We start from the raw sequence: 21,000 nt of genomic DNA, 5'->3' as shown, positions 1-21,000 counted from the left end.
ACGCCTCCGCCCGCTTTCTTTTGCAAGCGGGGAGGCGTCTTTTTAACGCGGCGGTTGAGGGCTGCGGGACGATGCGCGAGGGACCGCGGGCCTAGCGTGCTCGCCCGGGCCGGAGCCGGCGCTGCACGCCGCGGGGGGCTGCGCACAACGCGCTGCAGGGAGACGGCTTGTGCACAGCCAATACGCTGCGGGGAGGCGGCACCCTCACGCCAGGGGTCTGGCGGGCGGAGCTGCTTTTTTGCTCACCGGAATCATCGGGTTGCCAATACCGGAAAAGCCCGAAAGTCGAGCAAAACGACTTCAAATTCCACTACCAAGTGGAGGATGAAGCCCTCTCTTTTGATGAAATTTCAAGTGGGGAATAGAAAATCATCAATTGACTTTCGGGACAGCCCCATCTCGCATACACATACATTCTGCTGAGTTCATCGGAAAGACTCCAAGAAAGCATCACATCTACTTGGCAGCGTTGGGGGAAAACCTGCAAAAATACAGTTTTTTGCTCGTTAGCACGCTTGCCACGAAAAATTCCTGCAAATCTGCAGGTTTTTTGCTGAAATTTGAAGCTTAGCTCCCTCCACAGCGGAAATTCCTGCACAATCGCAGGCTTTTCCCCAAAACGAGCCGTTTCCATCAAAAAAACCTGTATTTTCGCAGGCTTTTTGGGTGGAAACGGGCGGACGCGAGGATTTCCCGCAGGTTCTCGGGCGGGCTGCCCCCCGCGCCACGCCGATGCGGGGCCGCCTCCAAACACGATGCGCGGCCCCTTGCCAGGGGAGGGCGTGTCAATCCGTCTGGGGCGGATGGATAATGGTTGCCGTTTCATCGTGGCGTTTGCTCATGATTTTGCGTTTTTTCCGCACTTCTTTGGATTCAAAGACGATATCCATGTCGTAGTCGGCCGGATACAGCTGTTCTTTTTCGATATAAAGCGACAATCGTTTCACATTGATTTTCACCTTCTCTTTTTGTATCATCACCACGACGTTTCCTCTTTCATCAGGCAGTTCGCATACGATGCCCGTGCGCTTCAACGAACGGATCCAGACGCAGTCCCCGATTTCGAACGGGGACACCCCAGGCTTGCCGGCATGCTTATGCTTTCCCGGCGCTGAACCGCTTGCCGGGTTCTGCCGGCCGCTCCGTTCAGCGCCGCTTTGATCGGCGGCACTCCGCTGCAGCGCGGCTTCCAGCGATATGAGCCCCGTCCCGCTCCCCTTTCCGCCGCTGTATGTGATGGCAGCCGATCGGTCGATAATCGCTTGCGGCATGCCGAGCTTCGCGGCGATCTGAAAAGCGTAGCTGTGCCCCGCCTCGCCGATTTTCAACCGATATAACGGCTGCAGCGTGTCCAGGTCGAATTCCATTCTGGCATTTTCAAAGCCGTCCGCAGCTTCCGCATACTGCTTGATTTCGTTAAAATGCGTCGTGGCCACGATCGTGGCGCCTTTGCGGTGCAGCTCCTCAAGCACGGCAATGGACAGGCCGATGCCTTCCCCGGGATCCGTCCCGGTCGCCAGCTCATCGAGCAGGATCAGCGTGGAAGGACCCGCCTCCCGCAAAATGCGGATCAAGTTCTTGACGTGCGACGAGAACGTGCTCAGCGATTGCTCCAGGCTCTGCCCGTCGCCGATATCGGCCAACACGCGATCAAAAATCGGGAAACAGCTGCCTTCAGCCGCAGGCGCCGGCAATCCCGATTGCACCATCATCGCAAGCAGTCCGACGGTTTTGAGCGCAACCGTCTTTCCGCCTGTATTGGGCCCGGTAATGATCAAGGATCGGTACGCCGTACCGATCTCGAAGTCCAGGGGCACCGACCGCTTCCCCAGCAAAGGGTGACGACCTTGGCGGATCCGGACATAACCGTCTTCATTCAAGCCGACGGAACGCGCATCCGTCGCCAAAGCGTACCGCGCTTTGGCGAACAAAAAATCATAATGACCGATCGTCTCCAGGTTGATTCCCAGCTCGTAGCTGCGGCTCTCGACCAAGTCCGTCAGGGAGCCGAGAATTTTCATTTCCTCCCGGCTCTCCTCGGCGCGGAGCGCGCTGAGATCGAATGTCAGCGCAGCGACGTCGGCAGGCTCCACGAAGACGGTCTGCCCGCTGGCCGATTCGTCCAGGACAGAGCCGGGAACCAGCTTCCGGTGTTCCTTTTTGACCGGAAGGACATATTTGTCGCCGCGTATGCTGACGACATGCTCCTGCAGACTGGCGCGATAGCGCTGCAGAGCGCCCTCCAGCTTTTTCTTCAGCCGCTGCTCGGCGATGACGATTTTTTTACGGACTTTGGCCAGCTCAGGACTCGCTTGATCAAGCAGTTGGCCGTGGCGGATGCAGCGCTCAAGCTCTTCGCGCACTTCCCGAAGCTCGTGCAAGGAAAGCGCATAAGAAGCGACATTCGGCGCAATTTCCGTTTTCCTGCTCATAAACCGTTTGAGCTGGTCGGTGCTTTCGAGCAATCTGCCGATCAGGCCGAGCTCGCCGACCGACAGCAGGAACCCTTTACCGAACCCGTCAGCGATCGATTCGATGCCCTCAAGCGACGGGAGCGGAACGCTGGCCCCATGCTCGATCAGCTTGAGCGCTTCCTCCGCTTCACTAAGCAGCCTGCGGATGACGGCTATGTCCGTGAGCGGCCGCAGCCTGCTTATGTGTCCGCGTCCCAAATAAGTGCGGGCATATTCCGCCAAATGCTCCTTCACTTTTTCGTATTCAAGCCGGTTCGTTGCATCAAAATTCATATTTCCGTTTGCCTCCTTCTAGGATTCTCTCCGACACAGTTACTTTTGCGCATGCCCAATCCGTGGTTTATCGGATAGACCCCTTGGTTTCGGGGGTATGCACAAAAACAGGTACAAAAAAAGAGCGGAAAATGAACGAATCGCGTTCATCTTCCGCTCCCGGTTCGGAACTTTTTGCGCACGGCCTCCGAAAAGAGTCCTTCCGCCAAGGCGAAAAAAAACGTGCTCACAAGAGCACGGTCCGTTTCGGCGCAAAAAGCTTTTGCAGACGATATGATCCCGATGTTCTTAACTAGTTCCAAGAGGGCGATGGTTGACGCTTCGCACTTTCACACTGCCAAAATGGGCAGACGGGTAGCGCGGCAGGGCCAAACGCATGGTGCCTCCTATGAAATTGATTAGTTAAGAACAACCTTCGACATACAATCACGTCTCCCAAGCTTCATCATATCAATCTGCGTAACCTAAATTTGTACTACGACCATCATAGTCAACTCACTCCAAAAAATCAAAGGAAAGAATCGTTATAACCATATTTTACCACATAAAAATGTTAAAGTTCTTTACAGCGCTAAAGGGTGAAGAACTGCATTCTTATTGGCGAATAAACCTACCTCTAAACGCGGTCGCTCATCTTCGAAAGACCTTGATAGAGGTTTATCTCACAAAATACGTTCGCCGAACAAAGAGGCGATGAGCGAGACCGCCAATTGGGCCGTCTGGTTCCGGTGGTCCAAAATGGGATTCACCTCCACGAACTCGGCGCTGACGAGCACCCCGGCGTCCGATAGCAGCTCCATCGCCAAAAAGCTTTCGCGCACAGTAATGCCTCCCGGCACGGGAGTGCCGACTCCCGGAGCATAGCCCGGATCGAGTCCGTCCAGATCGAGGCTGAGATGCACGCCGGTCGTCCCCCGCGATACATGCTCGATCGCCTGTTCCATAACGCGGGACATGCCCAGCCGGTCGATTTCGTGCATCGTGTACACCAGAATACCGTGCTGCCGCAAAAAAGCGCGCTCGCCCGGATCGAGCGATCTGGCGCCGACGATGGCCACGTGCTCGGGCTTTGCTTTCGGGAAGGAACCGCCGATAGAGACCAGTTTGGAATGTCCGAATCCGAGCGCAACGGCTAGCGACATCCCGTGAATGTTGCCCGAAGGAGAAGTCGCTGCGGTGTTCACATCGCCATGGGAATCGAACCAGATGACGCCGATCTCCTCATGATGCCGCCTGACGCCGGCCAGCGTGCCGATGGCAATGCTGTGATCCCCGCCAAGAACGAGCGGGAACTTACCCTGCCCGATCACATCCGCTACGAGCCGATGCAGCTCATCATTCACTCTCGCAATCTCATCCAAATATTTGAGATTGCCCGGACCAGGACCAGGGCCGGGGCCTGCTCCCGCAGCCGCAACGGCCGGTTGCGCCGCAGCGTGCCTCCGTACGATAAGATCCCCGCAATCTTGCATCTGATAGCCGATGCTTGCCAATTTCGCTTCGAGTCCCGCGCAGCGGATCGCGCTCGGTCCCATATCGCCCCCTCTGCGGTCCGCGCCCAAATCCATCGGGACGCCGATGATCGCAACATTCGGGTACAATCCCGGATTCATGGAGCAGCACCTCCGCTATTTTCTGAGCATTCCTTTCAGCACAAACCACAGGTTGGCCGGTCGTTCCGCTATGCGCCGGGTAAAATACGGGTACCATTGACCGCCGTAAGGGGTATACACTCTTACTTTGTAGCCCTCTCCGGCAAGCCGGCGCTGCAGCCCCGGGCATATGCCGTAAAGCATTTGAAATTCGAATTGATCTTTCTCTATGCCCTCGGCGGCGGCAAAAGCTTTGAGCGGCTCAATCATCCGTTCGTCGTGCGTGGCAATGGCCGTGTAGCAGCCGTTAAGCATATGCTTTTTGGTCAATCGCAAATAGTTGGCATCGACGTCTTTTTTACGGGGAAAAGCGAGCCCGGGAGGCTCTTTGTAGGCGCCCTTCACGATCCGCAGATTGGCGCCCATTTTGCCCAGCTCCCTCACGTCGGCTTCGGAACGGTACAAATACGCCTGAATGACCAGACCGACCGCTTTGCAGCCGAATTCCGCGGCAAGTTCCCGGAACAGGTCGACGGTCGTTTGGGTAAGCGTCGAATCTTCCATGTCGATCCGCACGAAAATGCCGTATTGCTGCGCCTGCCGGCAAATGGCGCGCATATGATTCAGGCAGGTGCCGTAATCCATGCCAATGCCGAGTTGCGAAAGTTTAACGGAAATATGGGATTGCAGCCTCTCCGTGTTTATGGCTTGCAGCGTCGACAAAATGCCCGCCGCGGCTTCCTCCGCAAGGCGTGCGTCATAGACGCTTTCTCCGAGCAGATCCAGCGTGGCGCACAACCCCGCTTCGTTCAGCCTTTTCACCTGCCCCACAGTCGCCTCCAGCGTTTCTCCGGCGACGAATCGGCTTACGCCGTAGGAAAGCCCATACTTTCGGAACCACGAGCGGACGAAACGGTTGTTGGCGATGCCGAGCACGCTGCGGCGAAGGAAAGCGTCCATGACCATGCGCAGCCCTCCTTTCCCCGCCGGTCAGAGCAACTCGGAAACGAGCTTAAGCTGCGTGAAAAGCAGCAAATAATCCGGACCGCCGGCCTTGGAATCCGTACCCGACATATTAAAGCCGCCAAAAGGGTGCACCCCTACCGCAGCGCCGGTGCATTTGCGGTTAATATATAAATTGCCCACATGAAACTCGGCTTTCGCTCTTTCAATAGATGCTCTGTTCCGCGCAAAAATGCTGCCGGTCAGCCCGTATTCCGTGCTGTTGGCGATGCGCAGCGCCTCGGTCAAATTCTCCGCCCTGGCAAAAGCGAGCACGGGCCCGAATATTTCCTCCTGCATGATCCTCGCTTCGGGAAGCACATCGGCGACAATCGTCGGTTCGACAAAAAAACCGTCCCCCGCAATGACCGAGCCGCCGGACACGATCCTCCCCTCCTGCTTCGCGATGTCGAGATACTGCGCGATTTTGCGCTGGCTACGTTCATCGATAACCGGACCGGTAAAATGAGCCGCGCTGCGCACGTCTCCAACCGCCAGCTGCCGGGTCAGGGCGACGCATTTTTCCAGCACCTCGTCGTATACGTCTTTGTGCACGATGGCACGGGAGCAAGCCGAGCATTTTTGCCCGGAAAAGCCGAACGCCGAGCTGACGATGCCTGCGGCCGCGAGCTGCAAATCGGCATCCGCATCGACGATGATCGCGTCTTTTCCGCCCATTTCAGCCGCGTAGCGCTTGATCCATTTTTGCCCGGGCGTCACTTTGGCGGCCAGTTCCGTTATCCGCAGGCCGACCTCCTTGGAGCCGGTGAAGGAAATAAAGCGCGTCAGCGGATGCAAAACGAGGAAATCGCCGATTTCCTCGCCGCTACCGGGCAAATAGTTCACGACGCCGTCGGGAATCCCGGCTTCCTCAAGCAGTTCCGCGAACTTGTAAGCGACGATCGGCGTCAGGCTGGACGGTTTGACGACGACCGTGTTGCCTGCAGCAATCGCGGCTGTTGTCATGCCCGCCAATATGGCGAGCGGGAAATTCCATGGAGACAAAATAACTCCGACGCCGAGCGGAACGTATGTCAGCCGGTTGTTCTCACCCGGTGCCGATACGAGTTCCCCGGCGGCCCGCTGCTCCAGCTTCTCTACTTGCCTTGCATAGTATTCGATAAAATCAATCGCTTCGGCGGTATCCGCGTCCGCTTCCGCACGGCTCTTGCCGGCTTCGAGCAGCAGCCAGGCCGAAAATTCGTGCTTGCGCCGCCTGAGCAGCGCCGCAGCTTTGAGCAGCGCGGCCGCTCTTGCCTCCGGCGTCACCCGCGACCATGACGCAAAAGCATCCGCGGCCGCGCGGATCGCCCGGTCGGCCAACGGCTCATCCGCCTGCGCGGCCAAACCGACCGTTTCCCGCCGGTCGGAAGGGTTGATCGAGCGGATTTGCCGCTGCGTCGCGATCCGCTCGCCGCCGATAATGAGCGGAACCTCGAGCCCCAGCTCCCCGCTCACTTGATCCAAAGCAAGCTGAAACGCCTGCTCGCTGGAGCTGTCCTGAAAATTCGTCAATGGCTCCGGACGATATGGAATCATTGCCGCACCGCCTCCTCCTAATTCGCATTCAACACTTGCGCGACGCGTTCGACGCCCCAATCGATTTCATCCTGCGTAATGATGAGCGGCGGCGCCAGCCGCAGCGTATTTACGTGCGTATCCTTGGTCAGGATGCCGGCGTCAAGCAGCTTTTCGCAATAGGGCCGCGCTTCCTCGGATAATTCGATCCCGATAAAAAGCCCTTTGCCGCGTATTTCGCGGATGCGCGAATGCGCCAGCTTTTTGTGCAGCTGCTCCTGCAAATAATCGCCCAATTGCAGCGATCTTTCGGGCAGCTTCTCGTCCATGATAACGTTCATCGCGGCGATGGACACCGCGCAAGCGAGCGGATTGCCGCCGAAAGTGGAACCGTGCGAGCCCGGATCGAGCACATCGAGAACGGCCGCATCTCCGCATACCGCGGAAATCGGCAATACCCCTCCGCCCAGCGCTTTTCCGAACATATACATGTCCGGCTGCACATTTTCCCACTCGCAGGCGAATAGTTTGCCCGTCCGGCCGAATCCGGTTTGGATTTCGTCCGCCAGCAGCAGCACATTGTGCTGCCTGCACAGATCCGCCGCCTGCCGCAAATAACCTGCCGGCGGTATGCGAATGCCCGCTTCGCCCTGAATCGGCTCAACCAAAAAAGCGGCCGTATTCGGGGTAATTGCCCCGGCCAGCGCAGCTGCATCTCCGTAAGGAACGACGCGGAAACCCGGTGTAAAAGGACCGAAACCCCGCATATACTCGGCCGTCGTGGAAAAAGAAGTCACAGATAGCGTACGCCCGTGAAAATTGCCCTCGCACACGATTATTTCCGCCTGGTCGAGCGGTACTCCCTTGACGTCGTAGGCCCATCTGCGGGCGATTTTCACCGCGGTTTCGACAGCTTCCGCACCCGTGTTCATCGGAAGTACCCGCTCTTTGCCAGACAAAGAAGCCAAATGTTCGAGCCAATCTGCCAGCACCTCGCTATGGAATGCTCTGGAAGTAAGGGTTAACTTGTCGGCTTGATCCTTCAGCGCCTGTATGACCGCCGGATGGCGGTGGCCTTGATTGTGAGCCGAATAGGCGCTCAGCATATCCAAATATTTGCGGCCGGTTACATCCTCCACCCACACGCCAAAAGCCGATGCGACGGCAATGGGAAGAGGCCGATAATTACGCGCGCCAAAGCGCTCTGACAAACTGATGACTTCGTCGGTACGCTTCATCATAGATCACCCCGCTGATATATAGTACGATTGCAGGCGGTGATCTATGTTACGTTCGAGGCAAAAGCACGAAAAAGATCGCCCGCCGGACGCAGACTTCCCTTCAACTCCCATTACCCAAACCGCGCTTCCCGTTGTACCATGAATATGGGTGAGGATACTATGTTCATTTCTCCGATGTTGGTTGAAACCGCTGTTCATCGTGAACCGCTGGGCAGTAATTACCATATTGCGGAAGCGATGCTGGACGGGATTCGCTGCATCGTTTCGCGCGTCGACGGACTCCGGGTGTACACGAAGACAGGCATCAATATTACGCATAAGTTCCCCGAACTACATAATTGCCCGATTCCCGAGGGAACTGTGCTTGACGGCGAGCTGATTATGAAAGATCATCAGGGCAAGCCTGACTACGAAGCGATGTCCGCCCGGCTCTTATCGCGAAAAGACCGCACTCCGGCTATCTTTTACGCGTTCGATGTGCTCCGGTACAACGGAGTCGACGTCACTCCGCTTTCTTTGCTGAAGCGCAAGGAGCTGTTGGAAAAGTCTTTTACCGACAACGAAGCTTATAAAAAAGTTCAATATCACGAAGGGAATGCGGCGGAATACTTCGAGCAAATTAAAAACAGCGGCCTTGAAGGCATCGTCATCAAATCGAAAAGAACGAAATACACGGCAGGCAAACGATCGAAAGCGTGGCAAAAGGTCATTAACTGGACGTATGCCGACGTCTATATAACGGGGGTCCGCAAAGGGGATCTTGCTTTGCAGGCATCCATAGACACTGCCTCCGGCTATCCGACGCCCGTCGGCTTGATCGAGACCGGACTCGCTCCGGAACAAAAGAAGGCGCTCGACAGTTTGAAAAAGCGGTTCGCTTACAAAGAGGATCAGCATTTCGCTTATATGGAACCGGTCCTGATGGCCAGCATCAAAACGCGCGGCTGGACGAGGAGCGGCAAATTGCGGTCCCCGGAATTTATCGGATTCGTCCGTTAGAACACGGGACTGATGCGGCGCGCTTCCGCTGCAAATACAAAAAAAGACTGAAATCACCTCGGACGGTGATTCAGTCTTTTTTGTATTGCTTTCAGACGTCTAGCGTCTGAAGCTCGATAATTGCTGTTCGGCGATTTGAACAAGCCGGCGGGTAATGTGTCCGCCGATTGCGCCAGTATCGCGCGAAGCCATGTATCCATAGTACCCGTCTTGAGGAATTTGGATACCCAGCTCTTGTGCGACTTCATACTTCAGTTGTTCCAATGCCGCTTTTGCTTGTTGAACGACCAGTGTGTTGCTGTTGCTCGCCATTAAATATCACTCCTTCTAGGTGAATAACTTTAATGTGCCGAGCAAATGGAATCTTTATGCATGAGCAGATCAATTTTAATGCGCAACCTGATTGTAGGTCATGATCCAGATCGAACCGGCAACGACCGTTAACAGAATGATGACGCCGAACAGGAGCGCCATTATATTCCAGCGCGCATTCTCGCCTTCTTTAATGTGCATAAAGAAGTACAGCTGAACCACGAACTGAAGCACGCCCATCGCCATAATAAGCGCCACGGTGGCGGATTTGGAAAGCATGTGATTCATCACGACGACGAGCGGAATGATGGTCAACACGATGGAAAGAATAAAACCTGTAGTATACGATTTTATGGACCCATGGGATGCATGATGATCGTGCGAACCTGCTTTTTGACTCATCCTACATCACCCCCATCAAGTAAACGACCGTGAATACGAAAATCCACACGACGTCGAGAAAGTGCCAGTACAAGCTGATAACTTCGACCTTACGCTTGGTGACAGACGTAATGCCTCTTTTGCTCAATTGAATCATCAACCCGATCATCCAGATCAAACCGACCGAAACGTGAAGACCGTGCGTACCGACGAGTACGAAAAAGCCCGATAAAAATGCGCTCGTCTTGATCGTAGCGCCCTCGCCCACCATTTTCACGAACTCGGTAAGCTCCAGACCGATAAACGAAGCCCCTAGCAGCACAGTTACGGCAAGCCAGCCGATCAACTGCTTGGTGTTGCCTTTATGCATCGCCAGAACGGCGAGGCCGCTCGTGAAGCTGCTTGTAAGCAGGATGAACGTTTCGGCGATAACGCCCGGCATTTCGAACAGCTCTTTGGCTGTCGGTCCGCCGTTGGTGTTAGCGTGCAAAACTACGTACGTTGCAAATAAAGATCCGAACAAAATACAGTCCGTAATCAGAAAGATCCAGAATCCGAACGTCTTCAGCGATTCATGATCGTGATGCTCGTGGTCATGACCGTGACCGTGTGCGGAATGCGCAGCTGTCTGTGCCATTAAACGTTCGCTCCTTTCAACGCGGCTTCCGTACGTTTTACTTCGTCAGCCGGAATGTAATAATCGGTGTCATAAGAGAACGAGCGCGCTATCATACAAATAGCAATGCCGATCAAGGCCGGAATGGACAGCCACATCCAATCCCATACGAAACCGAAGCCGGCAAAAAACCAAAGCGCCGATTTGATAAAAGGAATGCCCGAATTTTTCGGCATATGAATCGGTTCGTAATGCGCGGCCACAGTGCGCTTTATAGTGCCGCCAGCTTTTTGCTTGCGTTCCCACCAATCGTCCACGTGCTGAACTTGCGGCAGCTCTGCAAAGTTATAGAGAGGCGCAGGCGAAGGAATCGACCATTCCAACGTCCGTCCGTCCCAAGGATCGCCTGTCGTGTCGCGTTCCTGGAATTTGATACTGTGCGCGATTTGCCATACTTGGAACAGGAAGCCCATCCCCATCAGGAAGCCGCCGACGGTCGAAACCAGATTCAGCGGTCCCCAGCCCATATCGAAATCGTACGTATACGTACGGCGTGTCATGCCGTCCAAACCTAAGAAGTACTGCGGCATAAAACAAACATAGAAGCCGATATTCCACAGCCAGACCGCCCATTTGCCAAGGCGCTCGTTAAGCTTGAAGCCGAACATTTTAGGCCACCAGTAGGACAGCCCTGCAAAATAACCGAAAGCTACGCCGCCGATAAGAACCTGGTGAAAGTGAGCGATCAGAAAGTAGCTGTTGTGGAACTGGAAGTCTGCGGGAGCTACGGACAGCAGCACCCCGGTCATCCCACCGATCACGAAACATGGAATAAATGAGATCGTCCACATCATCGGCGTTGTAAAGCGAATGCGGCCGCGGAACATCGTAAACAGCCAGTTGAATACTTTGACCCCGGTCGGTATGGCGATCGCCATCGTCGTTATGGCGAAGAAGGCATTGACATCTGCGCCGGAGCCCATCGTAAAGAAGTGATGCGCCCAAGTAAAGAAGGAAAGCAAGCTGATCACCAACATCGCGAAAACCATGGACAAATATCCGAACAGCTTTTTCTTGGCGAAAGTCGCCACGACATCGGAGAATATACCGAAAGCCGGCAAGACGACGATATAAACTTCGGGGTGTCCCCACATCCAGATCAAGTTGATATACATCATCGGGTTGCCCCCGCCGTCCAGCGTAAAGAAATGCGCGCCAAGGAAGCGGTCCAGGAACAACAGCGCAAGCGTCACCGTCAAAATCGGGAAGGCGAAGATGATCGTGATACAGCTTGAAAACACAGACCAGGTAAACATCGGCATTTTCATAAGGCCCATGCCCGGTGCACGCATTTTGATGATGGTAACGATAAAGTTGATCCCCGTCGCCAAACTGCCGATACCGGAAATCTGGATGCCCCAGATGTAGAAGTTCTCCCCTACGCCGGGACTGTGCGACATTTCGGACAACGGCGGATAAGACAGCCATCCGGCATCCGGCGAACCGCCGATGACGAACGATACGTTGAAGAGCATGGCGCCCCAGAAAAACATCCAGAAGCTGAGCGAGTTCAGGAACGGATAAGCAACGTCGCGCGCGCCGATTTGCAGCGGCACTACGATGTTGAACAAACCGAACATGAGCGGCATGGCCATGAACAAAATCATGATGACGCCGTGCGTCGTAAAAATCTGGTTGTAGTGCTCAGCCTGGAGGAACTGATTGTTCGGCATCGCCAACTGGAGACGCATCAGAAGGGCGTCGACGCCGCCGCGGAACAGCATCATAATCGAGCAGATCACGTACATGATCCCGATTTTTTTATGATCGACGCTCGTCAGCCATTCTTTCCATAGCCAGACCCATTTTTTGAAATACGTGAGCACGAAGACGATGGCCACCATCGCCAGCGCGATGCTGACCTGCGCCCCGAGAATCATGGGGTCGCCGGTCACGAAAAACGTTGAGGCAAACTGTTTGATATTATCCAGCATGTGCAGACTTCCTTTCGTTTAAGTCAACTTTAATGACCCGTATGGCCCTTATGTTCGGATTGATCGTTGTGCATCTCGTAATCAGCCTTTTGAGGCTTTTTCACTTCGTCGACAACTTTATCCTTCGCTGCATTGGAAGCCTCCGAACCCCCGTGCATGCTGTGTCCACCCTCACCGTTAGGCGTATATTTCGTTACGATGTACTGGAACAAACCGTCCGGGAACGAAGAGAAGAATTGCTGCGTCGATTTTGCCGGCTTGGCCAGCGCCTCGTATTGTTCCTTCGAAAGACCCGGGTTCGTTTTCTTGACTTCCGCCACCCAAGTGTCGAAATCCTGCTGGGAGGTTGCATTCACATCGAAAGTCATATCCGCAAAATGCTCGCCGCTGAAGTTGGCCCCTGTGCCGAAATAATGGCCGGGCTCGTCAGCCTGCAGGTACAGCGTCATCGCCATGCCTGACATCGTATAGATTTGTCCGCCCAACTGCGGAATCCAGAACGAGTTCATGGGCGCATCGGAAGTAAGCTCGAATTTGACCGGCGTTCCTTCCGGAATTTGCAAGTAATTGACTGTCGCGATGCCTTGCTCCGGATACATGAACAGCCATTTCCAGTCTAACGAAGTCACCTGAACCGTAATCGGCTTTTTGGCGGATGCTAACGGTTTAGACGGCTCAAGCGCATGCGTGTATTTGACAGTGACTACGCCCAACGCCAAAATAATGACGATCGGAATGGACCACCATATCGTCTCCAGCGCAGTACTATGCGACCAGTTCGGTTGGTATGCGGCTTTGTTCCCCTCTTTGTCGCGGTACCGCCACACGATCCATGCCGTCAACACGAGCACCGGCACCAATATGATGGCGCAGAGCAAGGTCGAGATATAGATCAAATCTCTTTGGTTCGCGCCGACCGGCCCTTTCGGATCCAGCACCATCGCTTGACTGCTGCAGCCTGTCAGCAAGACAATCATCAATATGATTGCAAGCGGCAATGCTGTCCTTATCCATTTTTTCGTTTTTTCCATTCGTGATCCTCCCTATCCGCATGTCCGAAAGCAATGAAATAATATGCCCTTTCTTCACTTTTACTATTCCAAAGATATCAAATTACAACATAAAGTACATCCTACTTAACAAATACGTCAAAGGATAGACGTTTTAATGTAAAATAAATGTCACAAAACGTTCGTTGACTTTATTAAAGTGCTTATGAATTTTAAACGGCCTCTTCAGACTTCATATAAACTTAGGATTTGTTGAATTATTGAGGAGTATTACAATGTAGACCGGGGAGGTCAAGAACAACGACGATTTGCGGAGTTGGAGTGAACCACGCCTCTCCTGCACGGTTGTGGAGCTGGAGTGGGCCGCGCCTCCCCTGCATGGTTGCGGAGCCGGAGTGGACCACGCCTCTCATGCATGGTTGCGGAGCTGGAGTGGGCCGCGCCCCTCCTGTACGGTCGCGAAACTGGAGTGGGCCGCGCCTCTCCTGTTCGGTTGCGGAGCTGGAGTGGGCCGCGCCCCTCCTGCACGGCTGTGGAGCTGGAGTGGGCCGCGCCTCTCCTGCACGGTAGAGGAGCTGGAGTGGGACACGCCCTCTCCTACACGGTTACGGAGCTGAAGTGGTGGAATAAGGCGGCCCAGCAGGGAGGAAACCTGCAAAAGTGCAGGTTTTTCCAGTAGTAATGGTCTATTTTGGTGAAAAACCTGCAAAAGTGCAGGAATTTCCTCTGAAAGTGAAGCTGCGTCCATGATCGCGGCGAAAAGCCTGCACAATTGCAGGAATTCTTCGAGGCAAGCGTCTCAAGGGTATAAATTCATGTACTTTTGCAGGTTTTCTTCATGCAACCAGGCAGTTTGTGGCCATCGATAGTTACCCGGGTTTTCGAACAGCCTGGATTAATATAGTTTTTTCTGCGAAAAGAGGTGGCCGGAGTATCAATGAGTAAAAAGATGTATGTTTGCAGGCTTTCCCTGCCCGGCCAGTCAGATCGTATTAACGGTTCGGGCTTGTGAGGGTTCTCAACAGCCTGACTATTGCAGGTTGCCTGCACGCCAGTACCTAGGTTTTGCAACCAAGAGTTCAACCGGTGCATTGCTTTTGCCGGGGTACTAATTGGGAGCGCAGCCGCCCTTTCCCAATCAAGCTCTCTTCCGGCGCATTTGTTGCGCCACACGACGGGGGACCGCCCCTGTTGCCGCGCCTTGACCGCCTGTCGACCGATTGCTTGTCTTTCACCGAGCACCGGGTCGTTCCCCTTTCTCAACAGCCCGACCGAATTGATGAACAATCAATTCAGTACCGTTTCAACCAATACGCTAATTGGATAATTCGTTCCTCCATCGCCATCGTCCGACACAAACGAGATTTTATAATCTCTTTGATTCTGCGGACTAAACGTTTTTTCCAACAAAAAGTTGTTCTCTTTGCCGGTGTGGTCTTCGCTTACAACCTGGCTATTAAAGTATATTTTGAATTGTATACCTTTTTTGTTTTATCTGAGAACGAGTAACGGATTTGCTATGATCATGATTTGAATAATTAAATTCATAATGAGTCTCGCCCTTATATTTACCGCGCGCAGAAACTATCATCACTTTCTTTCGCACAGCTTCCTCCCAAAATGTGGAATCGAATCAAAGAGAAAGTACCACCTGCACGAAAATGTGTCAATTTAATGATATAAAAACGGAAAAGGCCCTTTAAGTTTTCACCTAAAGGGCTTTAAATATACCAGAACTTGACTTTGATTCCGTCTCATTCCGATTGGGAAGTTTTTTGCGAATGAACCAAATGAATAGCCGTACGAATCACATAAACAAAAACGCTGCCGACCATGAACCCGATGCCGACCATCAGTGGGGTGTTGAAATCATTGAATTGATTGAGACTGAAAAGGCTAAGCAGTACCCCGATGCCAAGCAGTACCCAAGAGGCTACGGTCATCAATCTCACCAGGCGCGCTACGTCTTTATCCATACTTTCAGTTGCTGTTCTTGTCGTCATTATAATCACTCCAAACGAGAAATGTAAGTGCTTTATATTTATAGTATACCACAACTTTTTGATTTTGTTCATTATTTATTCACAGTTTTATCAAAAAATAGACAAGTTTTTTATTGGAAATTCACAAAACGTAAAAAATATAGCTATATATTGAACGAACGGTCGCCCAGCTATCGAGACTGAGTTAGAAAATAAGCAAAAAAGAGCCGTCCTTGAGTCATAGCGATTCAAAGACGGCTCTTCTATTCAATTCGTATGTATGTCCTCGCAAACGGCTTCCGGCTATTTTAGCAATGTAAACGAACCGATGAGCGGAAGCGGCTTGACCTGCCCCTGCGCTGCGGCCACAATTCCCAATATCGCCAGAGCGACAACGATCAAATTGGCGATTGGCAGCAAGAACCAGCCAATGATCGGGATAAAACCCAGCACAATGTTCGATGCGGCAGCGGCCAGAAATAAAGTCAGCCCCTGATTGGCATGATACATCGCAAACCGCGATTCTTTGGCGGCCAGCAGCGGTATGAAAAACAAAATGTAGGCCACAATCGCCATGCCTTTGTTATTTTGAATGTCCGATGATTCGTACATGCGCAGCACCTCTTCGATTCATATTTATTACTTCTATTATATTCGAAACCCCCCGGCTATTCTGTATGTTTTCTCATAAATTAAATATTTTAATTTTGTACAAATTTGTCCGTACCGGGATCACTCCTACAAGTCGTTTACCCGACATCCTCCGAGCGTGTCCGAAATCTCGCATTAAAGCTTATAGCCAAGCAGCCAGTCGAGCTGGCGCATCTGCACGCGGGCGGGCATCGTCCGCAGCAGCAAATTGCGCATGTACAGCGCAGCCGGGTTTTCCAGCTGCACGAGCCGCCCCATTCGGCGCGACTGCCGAACGACCCGGGCCGTTCGCGGAATGCGCAGCCTTTCATAGGCGATGAGCGCCCGCGCGGCGTCCTTATGTTCCGCCTGCAGGCACTGCGCCAGCACCCAGGCGTCCTCCATCGCCTGCGCGCCGCCCTGCCCCAAATTGGGCAGCATCGGATGCGCGGCGTCCCCAAGCAAAGTTGCGCGGCCGCGGCTCCACCGATTCAATGGCTTGCGGTCAAAAATATCGTGCGCGAGGATGGCCGTCTCGTCCGTTGCCGCTATGACCGCTTCAATCGGACCGTACCATCCTTTCATATGCTGCAGGACGGCGTCTCTTCGCTCACCGGAGGGCACGCGGCTGCCCGGCGCCGAATTAATCGCGGCGAACCAAAAAATGCGGCCGTCGCCCAGATGGGAATACCCGAACCGCTTGCCCCGGCCCCAAGCTTCAAAACCGCCGCCTCGCTCCATCTCGTACCGCGGGTCGCCGAAAGCGGCAATGCCTCTAAACGCGGTGTATCCCGAATATCGAAGATCGGATGCACCGAAGAGCTGCTGTCTGACGGAAGAATAAAGCCCGTCCGCTCCTATGAGCACATCCCCGGTTTCTTCGCTCCCATCCGCGAACCGGGCTGTCACATAATCCGCTCCCTGCCCGAGCGCGACAAGCTTTTTGTTCGCCCATACCACACCTTCCCGCACCGCCTGCTGATACAAAATGGACTGAAGCCGCGCCCGGTGAATGAGATAGCTGTACGTTCCGTACGCTTCAGCTTGCTTCGACACGGGCAGCTCCGTCAAAAGCTTGCCGTCCCATGTCCGGATCTCGGCCTTCCCGACCTTCGCCCCCTCCGATCGAACCTGCCCGTCCAGGCCGAGCTTTTGCAAAACGTTCATCGCGTTCGCGCCCAAAACAATCCCCGCGCCCATTTCGGACAAAGCCTCCTGCCGGTCAAAAACCGCCGCCGCAAAGCCTGCTCTCCGCAAACAGATAGCGGCGCACAGGCCGCCGATCCCCGATCCGATAATGACCGCTTTCCTTAACGCTTTCCCTTCATTCCCCATGATGCTCCTCCTAAACGGCTGCACGGCTTGCATATCGAGTGTACTGTTTACACTGTAGCATAGTGCCGCCATGACAAAAACCCCCTGGCCCGCGCGGGTGGCGTTCAGGAGGTTCAACGGTCAACTCTCGTTCAAGGTATGCGACCACTGCACTGTTCTTATTTGGATGCGGACGCGAGTTCCTGTTTTACTTCTATAATTTCGAGGTTGGAAAAAGAACGGCTCCACTTCATCAACTTCTCGGCTGCTTCTAACTTGGATATCGGTGAGCACAGAGGTTTACCTTTATAGCAAACAATGTACAGCATAATCGATCACCCTATTCTTTGTGTTATCTTCAGCCGCCGATTGCGACTGATACATAATGTATCATAAATCATTTCGCTCGCAATTGCAACAAAAAAAGAGGTTTCCAGTCATAAAACGATAGCGGGCCGCATTTTGTTGCAGGACTTTATAACTAGACGAATTTAGTCGCCGGCTCCTACTATTTTCGCATCATTTTTCTAATTATTCTGAATATATTTAACCATAGACTTTTTGTAAGGGCTTCCATACTATATAGGTAATAGTTTTTCGAAGGGTGATGATAAAATGAACGATTATCCGAACACAGCTTGGGGTTTAATTAACGGTCTCATGATCAGTTCATTTTTATGGCTTGCCTTGTTTACACTCAGCTGGTTTTTCTACTTTATATAAATAAAGCGTTTTACCGCATTGCTTCCAGCACCTTATCGGATACACTCCAATCATGAGAAAGGGCTGCCCTCGCCGGCAGCCCTGATTGCTTTTATTCAATGCCCAATTCCTTGAGCTTCTCTTTTACATCCGCTACCAGCTTCGCAGCGTCTTCCGGACGGTTGACGACATCGAATCTATCCATATCGACCGTCAGCACGTCGGAGGCTTTGTAGTAGTTCATCACCCAATCGTCATATCCGGACCACAGCAGACGGTAATAATCCACCAGCGACTGATCCTGTTCGAAGCTTCTGCCGCGCAGCCCGATCCGGTGTATGACCGTTTCGAAGGATGCCTTCAGGTAGACCATCAGATCCGGAGCTTTTTTCGGAAGCTCGGCCAATTCCATCATCATGTTGTCGGCCAAGTCTTCATAAATATCAAACTCCAACTGGCTGATCCGCCCCAGATCATGGTTAACTTTTGCAAAATACCAGTCCTCGTATATGCTTCGGTCAATTACGTTCCGGTTGTGTACAAGCGCCGCTTTGATCGCTCTGAATCGCGTATTCAAAAAATGCAGCTGCAGCAGAAACGGATACCGTTTCCGCTCGATTTCTTCCGGCGAAGATGTATAAAACAGCGGTAAAATCGGATTGTCGTCCACACTTTCGAAAAAAACGTCCGAATTCAATTCTTTTCCGAGCAAAGTGGCTACCGACGTCTTGCCCAGCCCGATCATTCCCCCAACCACAATCACTGACATTGTCCCCTTTCCCCTTTTGCCAAACTTTAATTTACCAAATGTTAATAAGAGCTTTTCAATTATAGCAAGGAGAACAGCTACTGTGAACAGTGAAAAACCGATGTTGGAATTTCGTCACTCATTGTGTAATAAAAATTAACTTTTTCATCACACTAACCTGACTCCTACACATATATTATAGCAACCACATATGCCGGGAGGAGAATCGCCATGGGAAACAAACCGCGCAAAGTCGCGATTGTCGGAACAGGCTATGTAGGCTCAAGCTGCGCCTACTCCTTGATCCATCAATCGGTCTGCGACGAAATCATGCTGATCGGCCGCACGCCTGACCGCGCCTACGCTCAGGCGCTCGATTTGTCGCACTGCATGGACTTTACCCATACGCGCACGAAAGTTTATACCGGCGCCTATGAGCAGTGCGCGGACAGCGATATTATCGTGCTGTGCGCCGGCTCCAATCCCCCGAACAGCCGCAACCGTCTGGATCATCTGGATACGGCGGCCGAAATTCACGAGCCCATGATTCGCCAAATTATGGCAAGCGGGTTTAACGGCATTTTTGTCGCGGCTTCCAATCCGGTAGATCTCGTGACCTACTTGGTGTGGAAGCTGTCGGGGCTCCCGCGCAGCCGGGTGCTCGGCACAGGGACTTCCATCGATTCGGCACGTCTGAAAACGCTGCTGTCGGAGTATTTGCCCGTCGACCCCCGCAGCGTTCACGGCTATGTGCTCGGCGAGCACGGCGAGTCCCAATTTCCCTGCTGGTCGCACGTCACCGTCGGCGGCAAACCGATTCTGGACATTATCGCCCAGCATCCCGGCCGGTTCGGGCATATGGATTTGGAAGAGATCGCCCTGCGGACGAAAAATGCCGGCTGGGAAATCTTCAACCGCAAAGGCTCGACGCACTACGGCATCGGCAGCGCCATCGCCTATATCGTCCGGTCCGTATTTAATGACGATCATAAAATCATTGCCGTCTCCGCCATTCTCGATGGCGAGTACGGGCAGTCGGGCGTATGCGCAGGCGTGCCGGCCATCGTCACCCGGCAAGGAATCAAGGAAATTTTGGAGCTAAACCTATCGGCAAAAGAAAAAGAGCAGTTCGATTACTCCTGCTCCATCATTCGTCAACATATCGGACAGCTGGCAGCTCCGTAAAACGGGAAGCTTACCGTTCATCCTCTTCCCGGGTTATTCGCTCGATCGCCTCATGAAGATCGTCGGGCTTCAGCTGCCTTCACCTGAATATGATCAAGCTTGATGCGCATTTCGAGATCAGGCTTTTGTTCGACCCAATAAGACGCCGCTTCCATGACCTGGACGGGCGTCCATTTTTCCTGAAGCTCCCTTTTTTCGCCGGCGGCCCAAAGCTCGATGTCTATCTCCTCGCGCCTCCCGCTCCTCGGGCAAATGCTCGTCCTGGCTCTCCAACTGCTGCCGAACAAGCCCCATCACTTGAACATGCAAAATTTCCGGCATCGATTGCTCATATTCTACATATTTTAGGAAATCCTCAAAATAGCGGGCGTGCGAAGCCTGGTGAATTTTCAGCTCCGCCTCCTCCAGCATCCCTTCCTCCGGCATGAACGGATACTGAATGGACTTCATGTTTTTGGCGTTAATCGCCATTTCGACTTGATTCAGCAAACTTTTCTCGTCTGTAATCCGGGCGATACGAAAAATGAGATGAACAGGATAGTAAATTTCATGCTGCCGTTCCTTACCGATTCGTAGATGACACGTCCGCTTAACCATAGGCACAACTATGATTGTACTTCACCTGAGCGGGTTGTAAAGATATTTTTCGTTTGCGCGTGATGATTGCCTTTCTCGCACTGTCTTACAAAATGAGCCTTTCTTCTAAAATAAACGACAGAGGTGCGTTAGATGATTTACGGAACTAAGCTGATCGATACAGATACCGAACTATTCGCCGCCGCGCTGACTCAGACGCCTATCCTGGTCTGGTCCATGGATCACTTGGGCGTATTTTACCAGGTGGATTCAGGAATTATTGTGAAGTATACGCCCGACGAAGTCCGGGTGCGCAGTTACGGAAACGAGCAGCGGACGATCCGGTATTCGCGGGAAACGAATGAATTCAGCATCAAACCATGAGATAAACCTTTACCTTGAAGAACTAAACATTTCGATTCGACAAGGAGAAAACCGCCGTTCTGCCTCC

At 53.1% G+C, this 21,000-nt stretch carries 19 protein-coding genes and 1 pseudogene; 4 read left to right on the top strand and 16 right to left on the bottom strand.

Annotated features, from left to right (window positions below):
- Positions 1-310 precede the first annotated feature (310 nt).
- From AC3G2T_RS18240 to AC3G2T_RS18215, 6 genes are all read right to left on the bottom strand, one after another.
- Positions 311-634 (bottom strand): hypothetical protein, encoded by a 324-nt coding sequence (locus tag AC3G2T_RS18240; protein ID WP_488436442.1) that lies wholly within the window; start codon positions 632-634, stop codon positions 311-313.
- Positions 635-785: 151 nt separating this feature from the next.
- A complete protein-coding gene (locus AC3G2T_RS18235) occupies positions 786-2,747 on the bottom strand; it encodes an endonuclease MutS2 (protein WP_488436441.1) in 1,962 nt (653 codons plus the stop codon).
- 662 nt (positions 2,748-3,409) lie between these two features.
- Entirely contained in the window at positions 3,410-4,360 is a 951-nt protein-coding gene (rocF, locus tag AC3G2T_RS18230) for an arginase (protein WP_488436440.1), read from the bottom strand.
- Positions 4,361-4,375: 15 nt separating this feature from the next.
- Entirely contained in the window at positions 4,376-5,305 is a 930-nt protein-coding gene (locus AC3G2T_RS18225; RefSeq protein WP_474685573.1) for a proline dehydrogenase family protein, read from the bottom strand.
- 24 nt (positions 5,306-5,329) lie between these two features.
- Positions 5,330-6,880, bottom strand: a complete 1,551-nt coding sequence (gene pruA, locus AC3G2T_RS18220) for an L-glutamate gamma-semialdehyde dehydrogenase (protein WP_488436439.1) — start codon at positions 6,878-6,880, stop codon at positions 5,330-5,332.
- Positions 6,881-6,897: 17 nt separating this feature from the next.
- The gene (locus AC3G2T_RS18215) at positions 6,898-8,097 is read right to left on the bottom strand and encodes an ornithine--oxo-acid transaminase (protein ID WP_488436557.1); all 1,200 of its coding nucleotides are present in this window, start codon (positions 8,095-8,097) and stop codon (positions 6,898-6,900) included.
- A gap of 162 nt (positions 8,098-8,259) precedes the next feature.
- Here AC3G2T_RS18215 and AC3G2T_RS18210 point away from each other — a divergent pair, with 162 nt between their 5' ends.
- Positions 8,260-9,099 (top strand): ATP-dependent DNA ligase, encoded by an 840-nt coding sequence (locus AC3G2T_RS18210; protein WP_488436438.1) that lies wholly within the window; start codon positions 8,260-8,262, stop codon positions 9,097-9,099.
- 99 nt (positions 9,100-9,198) lie between these two features.
- Here AC3G2T_RS18210 and AC3G2T_RS18205 read toward each other — a convergent pair whose 3' ends face one another.
- The 5 genes from AC3G2T_RS18205 to cyoA form a co-directional block, all read right to left on the bottom strand.
- Complete coding sequence (locus AC3G2T_RS18205; RefSeq protein WP_474685568.1) at positions 9,199-9,411, bottom strand: alpha/beta-type small acid-soluble spore protein; 213 nt, start codon at positions 9,409-9,411, stop codon at positions 9,199-9,201.
- Positions 9,412-9,486: 75 nt separating this feature from the next.
- Positions 9,487-9,813, bottom strand: a complete 327-nt coding sequence (gene cyoD / locus AC3G2T_RS18200) for a cytochrome o ubiquinol oxidase subunit IV (protein ID WP_474685566.1) — start codon at positions 9,811-9,813, stop codon at positions 9,487-9,489.
- A 1-nt stretch (position 9,814) separates the two neighbouring features.
- Positions 9,815-10,429, bottom strand: coding sequence for a cytochrome o ubiquinol oxidase subunit III (cyoC, locus tag AC3G2T_RS18195; protein ID WP_474685564.1), 615 nt, complete (start codon positions 10,427-10,429; stop codon positions 9,815-9,817).
- On the bottom strand, positions 10,429-12,402 hold the full coding sequence (locus AC3G2T_RS18190) for a cbb3-type cytochrome c oxidase subunit I (RefSeq protein ID WP_488436437.1): 1,974 nt from the start codon (positions 12,400-12,402) through the stop codon (positions 10,429-10,431). Before AC3G2T_RS18190 ends, cyoC begins: the two co-directional genes overlap by 1 nt.
- A gap of 29 nt (positions 12,403-12,431) precedes the next feature.
- Positions 12,432-13,433, bottom strand: coding sequence for a ubiquinol oxidase subunit II (gene cyoA, locus AC3G2T_RS18185; RefSeq protein ID WP_474685560.1), 1,002 nt, complete (start codon positions 13,431-13,433; stop codon positions 12,432-12,434).
- Between the two features lie 1,065 nt (positions 13,434-14,498).
- Between cyoA and AC3G2T_RS18180 the strand changes: the two genes are divergently transcribed.
- Positions 14,499-14,921: a hypothetical protein gene (locus AC3G2T_RS18180; protein ID WP_488436436.1), complete on the top strand. Its 423-nt coding sequence runs from the start codon at positions 14,499-14,501 to the stop codon at positions 14,919-14,921.
- Between the two features lie 245 nt (positions 14,922-15,166).
- Here the strand turns inward: AC3G2T_RS18180 and AC3G2T_RS18175 are convergent, their stop codons facing one another.
- The 4 genes from AC3G2T_RS18175 to AC3G2T_RS18160 form a co-directional block, all read right to left on the bottom strand.
- Entirely contained in the window at positions 15,167-15,415 is a 249-nt protein-coding gene (locus AC3G2T_RS18175) for a hypothetical protein (RefSeq protein WP_488436435.1), read from the bottom strand.
- Between the two features lie 282 nt (positions 15,416-15,697).
- Positions 15,698-16,006 carry a DUF4870 domain-containing protein gene (locus AC3G2T_RS18170; protein ID WP_474685556.1) on the bottom strand — a complete coding sequence of 103 codons (309 nt, stop codon included), beginning with the start codon at positions 16,004-16,006 and terminating at the stop codon, positions 15,698-15,700.
- Between the two features lie 174 nt (positions 16,007-16,180).
- Positions 16,181-17,359 carry an FAD-dependent monooxygenase gene (locus AC3G2T_RS18165; RefSeq protein WP_488436434.1) on the bottom strand — a complete coding sequence of 393 codons (1,179 nt, stop codon included), beginning with the start codon at positions 17,357-17,359 and terminating at the stop codon, positions 16,181-16,183.
- 793 nt (positions 17,360-18,152) lie between these two features.
- On the bottom strand, positions 18,153-18,809 hold the full coding sequence (locus AC3G2T_RS18160; protein WP_488436433.1) for a deoxynucleoside kinase: 657 nt from the start codon (positions 18,807-18,809) through the stop codon (positions 18,153-18,155).
- A 210-nt stretch (positions 18,810-19,019) separates the two neighbouring features.
- Between AC3G2T_RS18160 and AC3G2T_RS18155 the strand changes: the two genes are divergently transcribed.
- Positions 19,020-19,973, top strand: coding sequence for an L-lactate dehydrogenase (locus AC3G2T_RS18155; RefSeq protein ID WP_474685552.1), 954 nt, complete (start codon positions 19,020-19,022; stop codon positions 19,971-19,973).
- Positions 19,974-20,050: 77 nt separating this feature from the next.
- Here the strand turns inward: AC3G2T_RS18155 and AC3G2T_RS18150 are convergent.
- Positions 20,051-20,492, bottom strand: a pseudogene (locus tag AC3G2T_RS18150) (DUF3900 domain-containing protein); the annotation flags it as partial.
- A 210-nt stretch (positions 20,493-20,702) separates the two neighbouring features.
- On the opposite strand from AC3G2T_RS18150, the gene AC3G2T_RS18145 reads away from it, so the two are divergent.
- Positions 20,703-20,933 carry a hypothetical protein gene (locus AC3G2T_RS18145; protein ID WP_474685550.1) on the top strand — a complete coding sequence of 77 codons (231 nt, stop codon included), beginning with the start codon at positions 20,703-20,705 and terminating at the stop codon, positions 20,931-20,933.
- The last annotated feature ends 67 nt before the right edge of the window (positions 20,934-21,000 follow it).

Source organism: Paenibacillus sp. sgz302191 (genome assembly GCF_057749925.1).
Note: the sequence above shows the minus strand (reverse complement) of the source record. Positions and strands in the feature narration are given on the sequence as shown.

What these genes read in the sequence shown, in the direction of transcription:
- AC3G2T_RS18240 (WP_488436442.1), bottom strand. Translation starts at nt 634, where the DNA reads ATGGAAACGGCTCGTTTTGGGGAAAAGCCTGCGATTGTGCAGGAATTT.
- AC3G2T_RS18235 (WP_488436441.1), bottom strand. Translation starts at nt 2,747, where the DNA reads ATGAATTTTGATGCAACGAACCGGCTTGAATACGAAAAAGTGAAGGAG.
- rocF (WP_488436440.1), bottom strand. Translation starts at nt 4,360, where the DNA reads ATGAATCCGGGATTGTACCCGAATGTTGCGATCATCGGCGTCCCGATG.
- AC3G2T_RS18225 (WP_474685573.1), bottom strand. Translation starts at nt 5,305, where the DNA reads ATGGTCATGGACGCTTTCCTTCGCCGCAGCGTGCTCGGCATCGCCAAC.
- pruA (WP_488436439.1), bottom strand. Translation starts at nt 6,880, where the DNA reads ATGATTCCATATCGTCCGGAGCCATTGACGAATTTTCAGGACAGCTCC.
- AC3G2T_RS18215 (WP_488436557.1), bottom strand. Translation starts at nt 8,097, where the DNA reads ATGAAGCGTACCGACGAAGTCATCAGTTTGTCAGAGCGCTTTGGCGCG.
- AC3G2T_RS18210 (WP_488436438.1), top strand. Translation starts at nt 8,260, where the DNA reads ATGTTCATTTCTCCGATGTTGGTTGAAACCGCTGTTCATCGTGAACCG.
- AC3G2T_RS18205 (WP_474685568.1), bottom strand. Translation starts at nt 9,411, where the DNA reads ATGGCGAGCAACAGCAACACACTGGTCGTTCAACAAGCAAAAGCGGCA.
- cyoD (WP_474685566.1), bottom strand. Translation starts at nt 9,813, where the DNA reads ATGAGTCAAAAAGCAGGTTCGCACGATCATCATGCATCCCATGGGTCC.
- cyoC (WP_474685564.1), bottom strand. Translation starts at nt 10,429, where the DNA reads ATGGCACAGACAGCTGCGCATTCCGCACACGGTCACGGTCATGACCAC.
- AC3G2T_RS18190 (WP_488436437.1), bottom strand. Translation starts at nt 12,402, where the DNA reads ATGCTGGATAATATCAAACAGTTTGCCTCAACGTTTTTCGTGACCGGC.
- cyoA (WP_474685560.1), bottom strand. Translation starts at nt 13,433, where the DNA reads ATGGAAAAAACGAAAAAATGGATAAGGACAGCATTGCCGCTTGCAATC.
- AC3G2T_RS18175 (WP_488436435.1), bottom strand. Translation starts at nt 15,415, where the DNA reads ATGACGACAAGAACAGCAACTGAAAGTATGGATAAAGACGTAGCGCGC.
- AC3G2T_RS18170 (WP_474685556.1), bottom strand. Translation starts at nt 16,006, where the DNA reads ATGTACGAATCATCGGACATTCAAAATAACAAAGGCATGGCGATTGTG.
- AC3G2T_RS18165 (WP_488436434.1), bottom strand. Translation starts at nt 17,359, where the DNA reads ATGGGGAATGAAGGGAAAGCGTTAAGGAAAGCGGTCATTATCGGATCG.
- AC3G2T_RS18160 (WP_488436433.1), bottom strand. Translation starts at nt 18,809, where the DNA reads ATGTCAGTGATTGTGGTTGGGGGAATGATCGGGCTGGGCAAGACGTCG.
- AC3G2T_RS18155 (WP_474685552.1), top strand. Translation starts at nt 19,020, where the DNA reads ATGGGAAACAAACCGCGCAAAGTCGCGATTGTCGGAACAGGCTATGTA.
- AC3G2T_RS18145 (WP_474685550.1), top strand. Translation starts at nt 20,703, where the DNA reads ATGATTTACGGAACTAAGCTGATCGATACAGATACCGAACTATTCGCC.